Annotated in this window: 16 protein-coding genes; 12 read left to right on the top strand and 4 right to left on the bottom strand. The window is 38.6% G+C overall.

Features of this window, described 5'->3' with window-relative positions; translation table 11 throughout:
- Positions 1-15 precede the first annotated feature (15 nt).
- The 6 genes from mnmG (at position 16) to M3166_RS16680 (ending at position 6,447) form a co-directional block, all read left to right on the top strand.
- The gene (gene mnmG, locus M3166_RS16705; protein WP_285848957.1) at positions 16-1,911 is read left to right on the top strand and encodes a tRNA uridine-5-carboxymethylaminomethyl(34) synthesis enzyme MnmG; all 1,896 of its coding nucleotides are present in this window, start codon (positions 16-18) and stop codon (positions 1,909-1,911) included.
- Positions 1,912-1,971: 60 nt separating this feature from the next.
- Positions 1,972-2,688 (top strand): 16S rRNA (guanine(527)-N(7))-methyltransferase RsmG, encoded by a 717-nt coding sequence (gene rsmG, locus M3166_RS16700; RefSeq protein WP_251691047.1) that lies wholly within the window; start codon positions 1,972-1,974, stop codon positions 2,686-2,688.
- Between the two features lie 248 nt (positions 2,689-2,936).
- Positions 2,937-3,821, top strand: coding sequence for a nucleoid occlusion protein (noc, locus tag M3166_RS16695; protein ID WP_251691045.1), 885 nt, complete (start codon positions 2,937-2,939; stop codon positions 3,819-3,821).
- A 210-nt stretch (positions 3,822-4,031) separates the two neighbouring features.
- The gene (locus M3166_RS16690; RefSeq protein ID WP_079523590.1) at positions 4,032-4,793 is read left to right on the top strand and encodes a ParA family protein; all 762 of its coding nucleotides are present in this window, start codon (positions 4,032-4,034) and stop codon (positions 4,791-4,793) included.
- Positions 4,786-5,631, top strand: coding sequence for a ParB/RepB/Spo0J family partition protein (locus M3166_RS16685; protein ID WP_251691043.1), 846 nt, complete (start codon positions 4,786-4,788; stop codon positions 5,629-5,631). The genes M3166_RS16690 and M3166_RS16685 overlap by 8 nt, the downstream gene beginning before the upstream one ends.
- Positions 5,632-5,739: 108 nt before the next feature.
- Entirely contained in the window at positions 5,740-6,447 is a 708-nt protein-coding gene (locus M3166_RS16680; protein ID WP_251691041.1) for a DUF554 domain-containing protein, read from the top strand.
- Here M3166_RS16680 and yyaC read toward each other — a convergent pair.
- Complete coding sequence (gene yyaC, locus M3166_RS16675) at positions 6,364-6,990, bottom strand: spore protease YyaC (protein WP_251691038.1); 627 nt, start codon at positions 6,988-6,990, stop codon at positions 6,364-6,366. The two genes, M3166_RS16680 and yyaC, sit on opposite strands and share 84 nt — an antisense overlap.
- Before the next feature lie 115 nt (positions 6,991-7,105).
- Here yyaC and M3166_RS16670 point away from each other — a divergent pair, with 115 nt between their 5' ends.
- The 6 genes from M3166_RS16670 to rpsR all read left to right on the top strand — a co-directional run bounded on the left by M3166_RS16670 (position 7,106) and on the right by rpsR (position 10,820).
- Entirely contained in the window at positions 7,106-8,011 is a 906-nt protein-coding gene (locus M3166_RS16670; protein ID WP_251691036.1) for a mechanosensitive ion channel family protein, read from the top strand.
- A gap of 3 nt (positions 8,012-8,014) precedes the next feature.
- Entirely contained in the window at positions 8,015-8,215 is a 201-nt protein-coding gene (locus tag M3166_RS16665; protein ID WP_079523585.1) for a DUF951 domain-containing protein, read from the top strand.
- A 128-nt stretch (positions 8,216-8,343) separates the two neighbouring features.
- Positions 8,344-9,444, top strand: coding sequence for a redox-regulated ATPase YchF (ychF, locus tag M3166_RS16660; RefSeq protein ID WP_251691034.1), 1,101 nt, complete (start codon positions 8,344-8,346; stop codon positions 9,442-9,444).
- Positions 9,445-9,652: 208 nt separating this feature from the next.
- Complete coding sequence (rpsF, locus tag M3166_RS16655) at positions 9,653-9,943, top strand: 30S ribosomal protein S6 (protein WP_008408357.1); 291 nt, start codon at positions 9,653-9,655, stop codon at positions 9,941-9,943.
- 38 nt (positions 9,944-9,981) lie between these two features.
- Complete coding sequence (gene ssb, locus M3166_RS16650) at positions 9,982-10,539, top strand: single-stranded DNA-binding protein (protein ID WP_008408356.1); 558 nt, start codon at positions 9,982-9,984, stop codon at positions 10,537-10,539.
- Between the two features lie 41 nt (positions 10,540-10,580).
- Entirely contained in the window at positions 10,581-10,820 is a 240-nt protein-coding gene (gene rpsR, locus M3166_RS16645) for a 30S ribosomal protein S18 (protein ID WP_172954456.1), read from the top strand.
- A 152-nt stretch (positions 10,821-10,972) separates the two neighbouring features.
- Here the strand turns inward: rpsR and rbsB are convergent, their stop codons facing one another.
- Genes rbsB through M3166_RS16630 form a run of 3 tightly spaced genes read right to left on the bottom strand, consistent with a single transcriptional unit; the run spans position 10,973 to position 14,351 of the window.
- The gene (rbsB, locus tag M3166_RS16640; RefSeq protein WP_251691032.1) at positions 10,973-11,911 is read right to left on the bottom strand and encodes a ribose ABC transporter substrate-binding protein RbsB; all 939 of its coding nucleotides are present in this window, start codon (positions 11,909-11,911) and stop codon (positions 10,973-10,975) included.
- Positions 11,912-11,926: 15 nt separating this feature from the next.
- Positions 11,927-12,868: a ribose ABC transporter permease gene (gene rbsC, locus M3166_RS16635; protein ID WP_285848955.1), complete on the bottom strand. Its 942-nt coding sequence runs from the start codon at positions 12,866-12,868 to the stop codon at positions 11,927-11,929.
- A complete protein-coding gene (locus M3166_RS16630; protein ID WP_251691030.1) occupies positions 12,855-14,351 on the bottom strand; it encodes a sugar ABC transporter ATP-binding protein in 1,497 nt (498 codons plus the stop codon). The genes rbsC and M3166_RS16630 overlap by 14 nt, the downstream gene beginning before the upstream one ends.
- Between the last annotated feature and the right edge of the window lie 12 nt (positions 14,352-14,363).

Genomic DNA, 14,363 nt, shown 5'->3' with positions numbered 1-14,363 from the left:
GAGAGGAAGAACAACATGTCAATACAATACGAAGCAGGTAATTTTGACGTAATCGTTGTTGGTGCAGGACATGCAGGTGTGGAATCTGCCTATGCAGCTGCGAAAATGGGTGCTAAAACACTCATGCTTACAATTAACTTAGATATGATTGCGTTTATGCCTTGTAATCCATCAGTCGGCGGACCTGCGAAAGGAATCGTTGTTCGCGAAATTGATGCACTTGGCGGTTTAATGGGACGCATTATCGATAAAACACATATTCAAATGCGCATGTTAAATACCGGGAAAGGTCCAGCAGTACGTGCTTTACGTGCACAAGCGGATAAATTCCAGTATCAGCATGAAATGAAACGGGTTTTGGAAGAAGAAGAAAACCTTCAAATTCATCAGGCAATGGTCGATGAACTAATTGTAGAGGATGGCGAAGTAAAAGGTGTTATTACACAAGTTGGAGCAATTTACCGTGCACCGGCTGTCATCATTACTACAGGTACGTTTTTACGTGGGGAAATTATTTTAGGAAATCTGAAATATTCTTCAGGTCCAAACAACCAGCAGCCATCGATTAAATTAGCGGATAACTTAAAAGAATTAGGGTTTGACTTAATTCGTTTTAAAACAGGAACACCACCACGTGTAAACAACCGTACAATTGATTATTCAAAAACGGAAATTCAACCTGGTGATGATGTACCCCGTGCATTCAGTTTTGAAACAACAGAATATATTATGGATCAGCTTCCTTGCTGGTTAACTTATACAACAGAAGAAACACATCGTACAATTGAGGAAAACCTGCACTTGTCTCCAATGTTTTCAGGGATGATTAAAGGGACAGGTCCACGTTACTGCCCATCAATTGAAGATAAAGTAACGCGCTTTAACGATAAGCCGCGTCACCAGATTTTCCTTGAGCCTGAAGGACGCAATACACGTGAAGTATATGTCCAAGGTTTATCGACAAGCTTACCAGAGCATGTTCAAAAGAAATTAATCGCATCGATTCCTGGTTTAGAGAATGCCGAAATGATGCGTGCAGGCTATGCGATTGAGTACGATTCAGTTATTCCTACACAATTATGGCCAACATTAGAAACGAAAAAAATCCAAGGTCTTTATACAGCAGGTCAAATTAACGGTACTTCAGGCTATGAAGAAGCAGCAGGGCAAGGGTTAATGGCCGGAATGAATGCCGCAGCAAAAGTATTAGGCCGTGAAGAAATTATTTTAGACCGTTCAGATGCCTATATCGGTGTATTAATTGACGACCTAGTTACAAAAGGTACGAATGAACCTTACCGTCTATTAACTTCACGTGCAGAGTACCGTCTTCTATTACGTCATGACAATGCAGATTTACGTTTAACTGAAATCGGTTATAAAGCAGGGATGATTACAGAAGATCGTTACGCGAAGTTCCAAGTGAAAAAAGCACAGATTGAACAGGAAATTGCACGTCTGCGTGAAATTATCATTAAGCCGAATGAGACGACACAAGAAGTCATCCGCAATGCTGGCGGCGCGGAGCTAAAAGATGGTATCCGCGGAGCAGACCTTTTAAAACGTACTGAAATGACGTATGATTTAGTTGCTTCCCTAACTCCATCAGAAGTGGAACTTTCAGGTGATGTAAAAGAGCAGATTGAAATTCAATTAAAATATGAAGGGTATATTCAAAAAGCACTTCAGCAAGTAGAAAAAATGAAGAAGCTTGAGGATAAGAAAATCCCTGAAAATATCGATTATGATGCTATTCCAAGCTTGGCGACAGAAGCACGCATGAAGCTTAAAAGTGTTCAGCCGCTTTCAATTGCTCAAGCATCACGTATTTCAGGTGTAAACCCTGCAGATGTTTCAATTTTACTTGTCTATATTGAGCAAGGTAAAATTGCAAAAGTAACTACGAATTGAATGATGTGAGCGTCTTTATCCAAAAAAGGCGCTCATTCTTTAATATGGAGGAGTCATTTTATGAACGAAAAGCAATTTATCGAAGCATTGAAGGAAAAGGGTATTGAGCTTTCAGAACACCAGATTGCGCAGTTTAAAAAATATTTTGAGCTTTTAGTTGAGTGGAATGAAAAAATGAACTTAACGGCAATTACGGATTTGGAAGGCGTTTATTTAAAGCACTTCTATGATTCAATCAGTGCGTCATTTTATTTTGATTTTACAAAAGTGACAACAGTATGCGATGTTGGTGCAGGTGCAGGATTCCCAAGTATCCCTATTAAAATTTGCTTCCCGCATTTACAAATTACGATTGTCGATTCACTTAATAAACGAATTACATTTTTAAATCATTTAACAAATGAGTTAAACTTGGATCATATGATATTTGTCCATGCCCGTGCTGAAGAGTTTGGTCAAAATACAGCATACCGTGAAAAATTTGATGTTGTCACAGCCCGCGCGGTAGCACGTCTTTCTGTATTATCAGAGCTATGTATTCCATTAGCAAAAGAAGGCGGTTATTTTGTTGCATTAAAAGCTGCAGCAGGTGCAGAAGAATTAAAAGATGCGACGAAAGCCATCTCAACATTAGGCGGAAAATTAATAGAGGAGTTTGCATTCCATTTACCGGTAGAGGAAAGCGAACGTTCACTTTATGTATTTGATAAAGTAAAATCAACACCAAAAAAATACCCGCGTAAACCAGGTGTTCCTAATAAAACACCAATTAAATAAAAAAGTTAACCAAATTTGAATATATCCGTCTTTTGCTGCATATATATTTATATTTATGTTTTTTTAGTGGATAGAAAAATATAAGTTTATTTTGAAATACAAATGGGTAAAGACATTATTTTGTCCTATTTTAGGCGAAATCTGTCTTTCTCGTAAATTACTATTCATTGAACACTGTACATTTTTGAATGAATCAGAAATAATATTGTATATGAGGTAGACAGTTTCCTAAAGGTGGTGCCACACGGATGAAAAGTACTTTTTCACGTTTTTTCGGAGGCGGGAGCAAAGAGCCTGAAGTAGAAAGTGAAGTAGAAGTAATAGAGAATATCTCGATGGCTTCAGAAGAAGTAGTTAAAATTCCAATAGACAAAATCATTCCGAACCGTTATCAGCCACGTACAGTTTTTGATGATGAGAAGATTGAAGAATTAGCAAGAACTATTCATACACATGGCGTCATTCAACCAATTGTGATTCGTCCAATTAATAATGACGCAGATAAATATGAAATAATTGCCGGTGAGCGACGTTATCGAGCGATGAAATCCCTACAATGGACAGAAGTGCCTGCTATTGTACGCAATTTAAATGATCGAGAAACGGCGTCTATTGCCCTGATTGAAAACCTTCAACGTGAGGAATTAACAGCAATTGAAGAAGCGCTTGCTTATCAACAATTATTAGGGTTGCATCAGCTTACACAAGAAGCGCTTGCACAACGTCTTGGTAAAGGCCAATCAACAGTTGCTAATAAATTGCGTTTATTAAAGTTGCCTCAATTTGTTCAGGATGCTATTTTAAATCGTGAAATTTCGGAACGTCATGCCCGGGCTTTAATTGTAATCAAAGATGAGCAATTACAAATGCAGCTCATTGCAGCGACGAAAGAGTTTGATTGGAATGTTAGACAGCTTGAAGAGCAAATTCAAAAAATTCTAAATCCCGATGAGCCAGAGATAAAAAAACGTAAACCAAGCAGAAAAGCGATTAGCAAAGATGTGCGTATTGCCCTTAATACGATTAAGCAGTCGTTATCGATGGTGACGAAAAGTGGAATTAATGTAAAAACGGAGGAAGAGGATACAGACGATTACTACCAAATCACTGTAAAAATTCCGAAGAAAAAATAAATTATTGAACTGCCCGAAAGATAACGACTTTCTAGGCAGTTTTTTTAGTAGATTAGTAGGTTTGGCAAGTTTTTTGAAATATTTTTATCGTTTTCTAACATTTTTTGTTAAGATAAGAGAAACAGTATTATAAAAGGAAGATTTAGTCATCCGGGATTTTTAGACTTTAAAAATATACCTAAATTGAAGTGATGAAAGCAGGTGCGGATATTGGGACGTATTATTGCGATAGCCAATCAAAAAGGTGGCGTTGGAAAAACGACAACCTCTGTTAACTTAAGTGCATGTTTAGCTTTTTTAGGAAAGAAAGTATTAATAATCGATATCGACCCACAAGGTAACGCTTCAAGCGGATTAGGTGTTCGAAAAGGTGATTTAGAAAGCTGTGTATACGACGTACTGATCAATGATGAAGATATTAAAGGTGTCATCCAACAAACGGATGTAGAAAATTTATATATTGTCCCTGCTACAATATCATTGGCAGGTGCTGAAATTGAGCTTGTGTCCACAATTTCCCGTGAAGTTCGACTGAAAAAATCATTGCAGGAGATTAAAAATAATTTTGATTTCATTATTATTGATTGTCCGCCATCACTTGGCTTATTAACAATTAATGCGCTGACTGCCTCCGATGCGCTGATTATCCCGGTCCAATGTGAATATTACGCATTAGAGGGGTTGAGCCAGTTGCTTTCAACAGTCCGCCTTGTCCAAAAACATTTGAACAAGGAGTTAATGATTGATGGCGTGTTGCTAACAATGCTGGATGCCCGTACGAATTTAGGACTTCAAGTGATTGATGAAGTAAAACGCTATTTCCAGGATAAAGTATATCGTTCGATCATTCCGCGTAATGTGCGGTTAAGTGAGGCACCGAGCCATGGTAAACCGGTAATTTTATATGATTCAAAATCACGCGGAGCAGAAATTTACTTAGAGTTTGCAAGGGAAGTGATTAAAAATGGTTAAAGGTTTAGGTAAAGGAATTGATGCGCTTTTTCGTGAAGAGGCCGTACATAAAGAAGACCAGGTACAGCAAATTGCAGTAGGGAAAATTTTAGCAAATCCATTTCAGCCACGTAAAATCTTTGATGAGACTGCAATTGAAGAATTAGCAAGCTCTATTATTGAACATGGTATTATTCAACCGATTGTTGTCCGTAAAAATGCTAGGAAATATGAAATTGTAGCAGGTGAACGCCGTTATCGTGCGGCTGTCAGTGCAGGTTTAACAGAAGTACCTGTCATTGTAAAAGACTTTAATGAGCAGCAAATGATGGAAGTTGCTATTTTGGAAAACTTGCAACGCGAAGATTTAACGCCAATTGAAGAGGCAGAAGCATACAACAGTTTAATTGTGAAACTGAATTTTACACAAGATGATTTAGCGAAACGATTAGGAAAAAGCCGTCCGCATATTGCGAACTTAATCCGTCTGTTGCAGTTACCTGAAGACATTCGAGACCTTGTCAACGAAGGGAAACTGACAATGGGGCATGGCCGTGCATTACTTGGATTAAAAAATAAACGGCGTATACCTGAAGTGGCACAAAAAGTAATAAAGGACCACCTTAATGTTCGCCAATTGGAAAAGTATATTCAAGATTTAAATGAGGCCGTTTCACGTGAAACAAAGCCGACAAAAAAGGATATTCATACACAGGCAACGGAGTCTCAATTACGTGATTATTTTGGAACACAAGTACAAATCAAAAAAGCTAAGAATAAAGGTAAAATTGAAATTGAATTTTATTCAGATGATGATTTGCACCGCATTTTGGAAATATTAAATATGGAACAAGAATAAAAAGTGCTGAGCGAAAAGTTTCAGCACTTTTTTTGTGAACAGTTATAATATAAAAAAATACTACATAATGTTGAATTTGTTAGACGGCAAATAGAAAGAGGGAAATTCATGGTATTACTAGGTTCTCTGTTAAATGCATTATTTATTATAATCGGTGCGTTGGTCGGCCGTATCTTTAAAAATATTCCGGAATCCATGCAGCAAACAGTGTTATCAATTATCGGTTTAGTTGTGGCGCTTTTAGGAATTCAAATGGGATTGGAGAGTACGAATTTCATTCTCCTTATAGTCAGTTTAATCATTGGTGCGGTCATCGGTGAATGGCTCGACCTTGAAGGAAAGTTTAATCGCTTTGGTCAATGGATTGAGTCCATTTTTGGAAAACGTGCACAAAAAGGAACGATTGCAGAGGGGTTTGTTACTGCAACGCTCATTTTTGTTATTGGCTCCATGGGGATTCTCGGTGCTCTTGATAGTGGTTTGCGCAATGATCACAATATTCTTATCACTAAAGGGATTATCGATGGATTTATGTCGATTATATTAAGTTCAACATTAGGAATCGGTGTCTTACTATCGGCGGTTCCTGTACTTTTATATCAAGGCTCGATTGCATTATTTGCAGGTGTTATTAGTACATATATTCCTAGTGAAGCATTGGATCTATTTATCACAGAAATGACAGCGACGGGCGGTATTATGATTATGGCAATCGGTTTGAATATTGCCGGATTAACGAAAATCCGTATAGCCAATCTGCTGCCAGCGATTTTGATGGTCGGGATACTCGTTGCGATTATTTTTCCGTTTCAGTAAATGGCGCTGCCATGCTAAAACAAGTGCCCGAACGATTTTATCACTCATAGAATACGTAACATGCAGTCTCGTATTTTGTAATACTTTAGCTTCCATAAAGCCTCCTACGTTAACAATTCCTTTAACAGAAATGTTACCGATAGGGGGCAACTCTTTTTTTACGGCTTTTCCGGGATAAAGAGGACCCTGTTGGATTAGAATAGAACCAATCGCATTTGATTCACCTAAACAAGCATCAATTGCAATAATAAAAGGTTGCTCTTTTTCATTAATCAACTGCTCGTAACGCTCTACAATATTGAGCGCGTGAAGCGGTGCCTGCAAAGTTCCAACAACCGGAAATGGAAATGAGAAAGTTTGGTGCAGCTGGCTGCCGATAATCGGGCCTAATGCATCTCCTGTAGATCGGTCTGTACCGATACAGCAAAAAATAAGTTCTTCATGATCAAACGGAATCGTTTTTAAAAAGATTTCGCTCAGCTCCCAAACAGCGCTCGTCTGCTCGTAATGGACGCTATAATTTTGAGGACAGGCTTGTTTCATATCATCACTCCTTTAATTTTTAAATTTAAATAGATTACTCGAGAAATAAGCTAAAATACGATATATTTATGCAGTATATTCAATTTTAAAGTTTGTTATACAAGAGGTGGTAAATTTGGAAAAAGATTTGAAATTAGATTTAGAGGAATTTGCTGAAACGGATATTAAAGGGCTCGCACACTATACGACAGAACTTTGGGAATATGTCACAAGTACGGAGTTTTTGGTAAAGATTATTGCAGCCGGCGCGAAGATTCTGGCGATTATCGTTATTTCATATCTTGTCGTTTTTATCGGTAAGAAGATTATTCACCGAGTGTTTATGCTGCGTGTAAGAAATAATGAGCGTCGACAGCTTACAATTGTAAAGCTGCTGCAAAGCGTACTGAGCTATTTAGTGTACTTCTCTGCCATTATGGGAATTTTATCGGCTATGAATATACAAGTTGCCGGGTTACTTGCAGGGGCCGGGATTGCTTCTGTAGCCATTGCCTTTGGTGCGCAAAACTTAGTGAAGGATGTCATTACAGGATTTTTCATTATTTTAGAGGATCAGTTCGGCGTAGGGGATTTTGTGAAAATCAATACGGCTGAAGGTACCGTTATGGAAATTGGTCTTCGTACAACGAAAGTAAAGGGAGTAACAGGTGAGCAGTTTATTATTCCAAACGGCAGTATTGTAGATGTCATCAACTATTCCATCAATAACTCAAAAGCTACGATAAATATGCAAATTTCGCTCGATGCGAATATTGAAAAAGTGCAGATGGTCATACAAAACTATTTGGATACGTTACCGCAAAATTATGAGGAACTAGTTTCTGCTCCTGTCTTTTTAGGTGTCACAAATACGACAAGCACAGAAGCGACAATTGCTATTACAATAGAAACATTACCATTACAGCAATATTCAATATCACGTATTATTCGGAAAGATGTAATCGACATCTTAACACGCAACGGTATTCCTCTTGCTGTACCGAAAATGATGTTTTATGAGCGAAATCAGGGAGGAGAATAATAGATGGAAGCAAAGCAGTACGGTCTTAATGACGTTGTGGAAATGAAAAAACAACATCCTTGTGGCACAAACGAATGGAAAGTAATTCGATTAGGTGCCGATATTCGCATAAAATGTGAGGGTTGCGGACATAGCGTTATGATTCCACGCCGCGAGTTTGAGAAAAAAATGAAGAAAATTTTACGCCAGGCAGAAGAAGTCTAAAAGCAAAATAGACTTTTATGCCCGCAATCAATATAATAGACAAGGTTGTAAAATTTAATGGACAGAAAAATCCATAAAAGAATTAATAATAAATTTAAATGAACTGAACATAGAAAGGTTGTGTCAATATGGCATTAACAGCTGGTATTGTTGGTTTACCGAACGTAGGAAAATCGACTTTATTCAACGCAATTACAAAAGCAGGCGCTCTTGCGGCTAACTATCCGTTCGCAACAATCGAACCGAACGTTGGTAGCGTAACTGTTCCGGATGAGCGTTTAGACAAATTAACAGAATTAGTAGTACCAAAGAAAACAGTTCCGACAACTTTTGAATTCACAGACATCGCAGGTATCGTAAAAGGTGCTTCTACTGGTGAAGGTTTAGGAAACAAATTCCTTGCTCACATTCGTGAAGTAGATGCAATTTGCCAAGTTGTTCGTTGTTTTGAAGATGAAAATATTACACACGTTTCGGGTACAGTAAACCCGATCGATGACATTGAAGTTATTAATTTAGAGTTAATTTTAGCGGATATGGAATCAGTGGATAAACGTATTGCACGTGTAGCAAAAATGGCGAAACAAAAAGATAAAGAAGCTATGGTAGAAGAGCCAATTCTTCAAAAGCTTAAAGAAGTATTAGAAGCTGAAAAACCTGCTCGCGCGGCAGAACTTTCAGATGACGAGAAAAAAGTAATCAAAGGTTTACATCTATTAACGATTAAACCAATGCTTTATGTTGCCAATGTTTCTGAGGATGAGGTAGCGGATCCATCTGAAAACAAGTATGTAAAAATGGTACAAGAATATGCAGCAGCTGAAGGCGCTCAAGTAATTACTGTTTGTGCAAAAATTGAAGAAGAAATTTCTGAGTTGGAAGACGATGAGAAAAAAGAATTTTTAGCTGAATTAGGAATTGCTGAATCAGGTTTAGACCAATTGATTAAAGCTTCATACAGCCTATTAGGTTTAGCTACTTACTTTACAGCTGGTGTACAGGAAGTTCGTGCATGGACATTCCGCAAAGGTATGAAAGCACCACAATGTGCCGGTATTATTCATACTGATTTTGAACGCGGCTTTATCCGTGCTGAAACGGTTGCATTTACGGATTTAGTAGAGTACGGTTCAAAGCCGGCTGCAAAAGAAGCAGGCCGAGTGCGCGCTGAAGGTAAAGAATACGTAGTACAAGACGGCGACGTATTGGAATTCTTATTTAACGTATAATTAGTAGACGCTTTGTGAGTAGAAATCTATCCTCGCAAAGCGTTTATTTATATATGAAATAATCTATTTCATTAATATTAAAAGATGTAGCCAGTTGCATAGAAATAACAACTATGATACAATTCATTGATGTGAGTAATAGAAGTTACTTACTCCTTGCTCCCTATTTAGTAGGAGAGCCCAAGTCCATAAGGAGGTGCAAACACAAATGAGAAAGTACGAATTAATGTACATCATCCGCCCAAACATTGAAGAAGAAGCGAAGAAAGCTTTAGTAGAGCGTTTCCAAGAAATCTTAACTTCAAATGGTGCAGAGATCACAGAAGCAAAAGATTGGGGTAAGCGTCGTTTAGCTTACGAAATCAATGACTTCCGCGAAGGTTTCTACCAAATCGTGAAAGTTAACGCTGGTACTGAAGCTATCAACGAATACACTCGTCTAGCTAACATCAGCGAAGACATCATCCGTCACATCGCAGTACGCGAAGAAGACAAATAATTTTTAAACTTAAATGCTGAAAAAAGGAGGGTGCATTGATGATTAACCGTGTCGTATTAGTCGGAAGACTTACAAAGGATCCAGAGCTTCGTTACACACCGAGTGGAGTTCCAATGGCACGCTTTACGATTGCCGTAAACCGTACATTTTCGAGCCAGTCTGGTGAACGCGAAGCAGATTTCATAGGCTGTATCGCCTGGAGAAAACAAGCTGAAAACTTAGCAAACTTCATGAGAAAAGGGAGTTTGATTGGTGTAGAAGGTCGTATTCAAACAGGTAGCTTTGAAGGACAAGATGGAAAGCGTGTGTATACAACAGATGTCGTTGCTGATTCAGTGCAGTTCTTAGAACCACGTGGAGGAGCTAATGCATCACAAGGTGCACCAAGCCAACAATACGGTGGAGGGCAAAATTATGGTGGTCAGCCATCTTATAATCAGCCTAACCAACAATTTGGAGGCGCGCAATCTCAGGATTCTTACGGTTCTTATCAACAGCCAGCTCAAAATCAGCAAAACTATACACGTGTAGATGAAGATCCATTTGCAAACAGTAAAGGACCGATTGAAGTATCTGAAGACGATTTACCGTTCTAAGAACTTCACATCTATAATTAAAAATTAAAAGGAGGAACACGATAATGGCACCACGTCGCGGAGGCCGCAAACGCCGTAAAGTTTGCTACTTCACTTCAAATAACATTACGCACATCGACTACAAAGATGTAGATCTTTTAAAGAAATTCATCTCTGAGCGCGGTAAAATTTTACCACGTCGCGTAACTGGTACTTCTGCTAAATACCAACGTAAACTTACATCTGCAATCAAAGTTTCACGTATTATGGCATTATTACCATTCGTAGCTGAAGAAAAATAATTTTTTCTTAAAAGTACAGCATAGGCTTAACCGCCTCTGTTGTACTTTTTTTATTGTTTAAAGATTTTTTATAGTTCCATAACAAAAGCTGCCACAAAATTACTTGTGACAGCTTGAGAGGTGCAATAGCCTATTTGCAGGCTGTTGCCTTATTATTTTGTAATTAATTCAAGATTGACTGGAATTACTTCATCAACCGTTTCACCGTTTAAATAAGCAATCGCTGTTTCCATTGCGATCTTTCCAATCTCATCAGGTTTTTGTGCAACCGTTGCAGCTAAACTTCCTGCTTTTACAGCAGCTACCGCATCGTCAGTCGCATCAAAGCCAACTACTACAATCTTCTTACCCGAAGCAGAAATTGCTTCTTGTGCACCTAATGCCATTTCGTCATTGTGCGCAAATACGGCTGTAACATCCGGATTGGACTGCAGAATGTTCTCCATTACTGTTAAGCCCTCTGAACGGTTAAAGTTCGCTGTTTGCTTTGCAACGACGTCTAAGATACCTGTTACAGCTTCATTGAACCCTTGTCCACGGTCACGTGCAGCAGATGAACCTGCGACACCTTCCAATTCGACGACTTTGGCACCTTCACCAACTAACTCTGTAATATATTCTCCTGCCAGCTTTCCGCCAGCTACGTTATCAGAGGCGATATGTGATATGACTTCGCCACCTTCAGAAGAACGGTCTACCGTAATGACGGGAATATTTAAAGCATTAGCAGATTCAACAGCAGTTGCAACAGCAACAGAATCTACCGGGTTAATAATAATCAAATCAACGTTTTGCTGAATTAAATCTTCAATATCGGAGGCTTGCTTCGAAGCATTATCCTGCGCATCTACAATCGTTGTTTTCACACCGAGCTCTTTTGCCTTTGCTTCTGCATTTTCACTTAACGTTACGAAGAATGGATTGTTTAAAGTTGAAATAGATAAACCGATTGTTAATGTATCATTACTGCTTTCTGTTGATGTAGCGGATGTTCCGAAAGAAGGTTCCAAAGAGAAGCCTGGTTTTACCGAACAAGCCGACAGTATCACAGTGGCCAAAAGTGCCATTAATAATATTAATTGTTTTTTCACGCTAATGACCTCCATCTACGCTGTTTTCTTACGGTCAATTAACACCGCGATTAAAATAACAATCCCTTTTACTACTTGCTGGAAGAATGAAGAAACGCCGATTAAGTTCAATCCGTTATTCAACACTCCGATAATTAAGGCACCTACTAATGTACCGAAAATCCAGCCTTTACCGCCTGTTAAACTTGTCCCACCTAAGACAACTGCTGCAATTGCATCCAACTCATAAGATGTACCTGCTGTTGGCTGTGCAGAGTTTAAACGAGATGTTAAAATCAGCGCAGATAAAGCTGCTAACATACCAGTTAATGAGTATACAGCAATTTTTACACGATCCACATTGATTCCTGATAATTTAGAAGCCGCTTCATTGCCGCCTACTGCATAAACACGGCGACCGAATGTTGTTTTATGCATAATTACATATAACGCAATGAAAGCTAGAATCATTGTACATACTGGAACTGGAATACCGAAGAAGTATCCTTTACCTAACATCTGGAATGTAATTTCATTTCCTAAGTCAGAAACAGGGCGACCATCCGTATACACTAACGTTAATCCACGGTAAATTGTCATTGTTGCCAATGTTGCGATGAATGGTGCTACTTTTCCTTTTGCAATGATGACACCATTTACAGCACCAAGAACAGCACCTAATAATAAGGCCGCTAGAATGGTTAATACAGGATCTATTCCTGAAGCGAGCATTGTGGCAGCTACGGCACCTGTAAGGGCCAATGTCGAGCCAACCGATAAGTCGATGCCGCCAGTTAAAATAACAAAAGTCATACCAAATGCGATAAGTGCACTAATCGATACTTGACGTAAAATATTTAAAACATTATCTGTTGTCATAAAGCTTGGATTTAAAATCGTAATGACAATTACAATTAAAAATAATCCTAAAAGAGGACCTAGCTTTCCTAACATTTCTTTTGAGCTAGTTTTTAACAACTTCTTCTCCTCCTGTTGCGTAATGCATAATAGTTTCTTGTGTTAAGTCAACATTGTCTAAAATAGCTGTTTGACGTCCTTCGTGCATGATCATTACACGGTCCGCCATACCTAACACTTCCGTTAGCTCTGAGGAAATCATTAAAATGGCTACACCTTCCTCGGCTAACTGATTCATAATCGAGTAGATTTCTTTTTTTGCACCAATATCAACACCGCGAGTAGGTTCGTCCAATATTAAAATATCCGGTTTTGTACTTAACCACTTTGCGATAACTACTTTTTGCTGATTACCGCCGCTTAATGAGCCAACAGCCTGTGTCGCATCACTGCAGCGAATATTTAGCTGCTCAATATATTTCGCAGCATGTGATTGCTCTTGTTGTGGTTGAATAAAGCCGCTTTTTGCAATTGTTTTCAAATTTGTTAAAAACATATTTTCCTTAATCGAAAAATCCAGTACAAGACCTTCTGTTTTACGGTCTTCCGTCACAAATCCAATCCCGTATTTCATTGCTTGAATCGGGTTTTTGATCGTCACTTTTTCCCCGTGGATGTAAATATCGCCTCTAGACTTTTTAAGGTTACCGAAAATAGCCTGTGCAACTTCTGTACGGCCTGCCCCCATTAAACCGGCAAATGCTAATATTTCGCCTTTACGAATCTGAAAGTTAATATCTTTGCATACCGCAGGACATGTTAACCCTTTTACTTCTAGAGCAACGTCTCCTATTTCTGCATTGCGGCTTGGATAACGTTCACCAAGCTCACGTCCGACCATCATTTTAACGATTTCATCAAAAGTTGTTTTTGGAATTTCCCGAACACCAACATACTCACCATCACGTAAAATCGTAATACGATCACAAATTGCAAAAATCTCTTCCATACGATGGGAAATATAAACAAACGAAATCCCTTTTGCTTTCAGTTCTCTAATCGTTTCAAATAGTGTTTCAATCTCACGATCTGTAAGGGCAGCTGTCGGTTCATCCATTACGATATACTTTGCTTCTGAATTAATCGCTTTGGCTATTTCAATTAGCTGTTGCTTTCCGACTGAAAGCGAACCGGCAGGCTGACGTACATCAATATGCAAACCGAGTTTTGCCAACAGTGTCTTTGCATCTTTATTCATTTCACGTGTACGCAGGAATCCCGTACGACCAATTGTTTTTTCTTTTCCTAAAAACAGGTTTTCCGCTACAGATAAATGCGGCAGAATATTTAATTCTTGGTGAATTACGTGAATGCCTAAGTTTTCGGCGTCTTTTGCTGAAGTAAATGTATACGACTGACCATCAACTAGCACATCACCGTTATCACGCGAGTAGATACCGGCCAAAATTTTCATCATCGTTGATTTACCAGCACCATTTTCACCCATTAAGGCGTGGATTTCCCCGTCTAACAGAGTGAACTCAACATTGTTTAATACGACGTTGCCATTGAATGCTTTTCTTATGCCCTTCATTTCAATCATGTTCCGTCACCT

It is taken from the genome of Solibacillus isronensis (assembly GCF_023715405.1).
Taxonomy (GTDB): Bacteria; Bacillota; Bacilli; order Bacillales_A; family Planococcaceae; genus Solibacillus; species Solibacillus isronensis_B.
Note: the sequence above shows the minus strand (reverse complement) of the source record. Positions and strands in the feature narration are given on the sequence as shown.

Excerpts from the sequence above, each read along its gene's own strand:
- ychF (WP_251691034.1), top strand. The coding sequence starts at position 8,344 with ATGGCATTAACAGCTGGTATTGTTGGTTTACCGAACGTAGGAAAATCG.
- M3166_RS16685 (WP_251691043.1), top strand. The coding sequence starts at position 4,786 with ATGGTTAAAGGTTTAGGTAAAGGAATTGATGCGCTTTTTCGTGAAGAG.
- M3166_RS16665 (WP_079523585.1), top strand. The coding sequence starts at position 8,015 with ATGGAAGCAAAGCAGTACGGTCTTAATGACGTTGTGGAAATGAAAAAA.
- noc (WP_251691045.1), top strand. The coding sequence starts at position 2,937 with ATGAAAAGTACTTTTTCACGTTTTTTCGGAGGCGGGAGCAAAGAGCCT.
- rsmG (WP_251691047.1), top strand. The coding sequence starts at position 1,972 with ATGAACGAAAAGCAATTTATCGAAGCATTGAAGGAAAAGGGTATTGAG.
- ssb (WP_008408356.1), top strand. The coding sequence starts at position 9,982 with ATGATTAACCGTGTCGTATTAGTCGGAAGACTTACAAAGGATCCAGAG.
- yyaC (WP_251691038.1), bottom strand. The coding sequence starts at position 6,990 with ATGAAACAAGCCTGTCCTCAAAATTATAGCGTCCATTACGAGCAGACG.
- M3166_RS16630 (WP_251691030.1), bottom strand. The coding sequence starts at position 14,351 with ATGATTGAAATGAAGGGCATAAGAAAAGCATTCAATGGCAACGTCGTA.
- rpsF (WP_008408357.1), top strand. The coding sequence starts at position 9,653 with ATGAGAAAGTACGAATTAATGTACATCATCCGCCCAAACATTGAAGAA.
- mnmG (WP_285848957.1), top strand. The coding sequence starts at position 16 with ATGTCAATACAATACGAAGCAGGTAATTTTGACGTAATCGTTGTTGGT.
- M3166_RS16680 (WP_251691041.1), top strand. The coding sequence starts at position 5,740 with ATGGTATTACTAGGTTCTCTGTTAAATGCATTATTTATTATAATCGGT.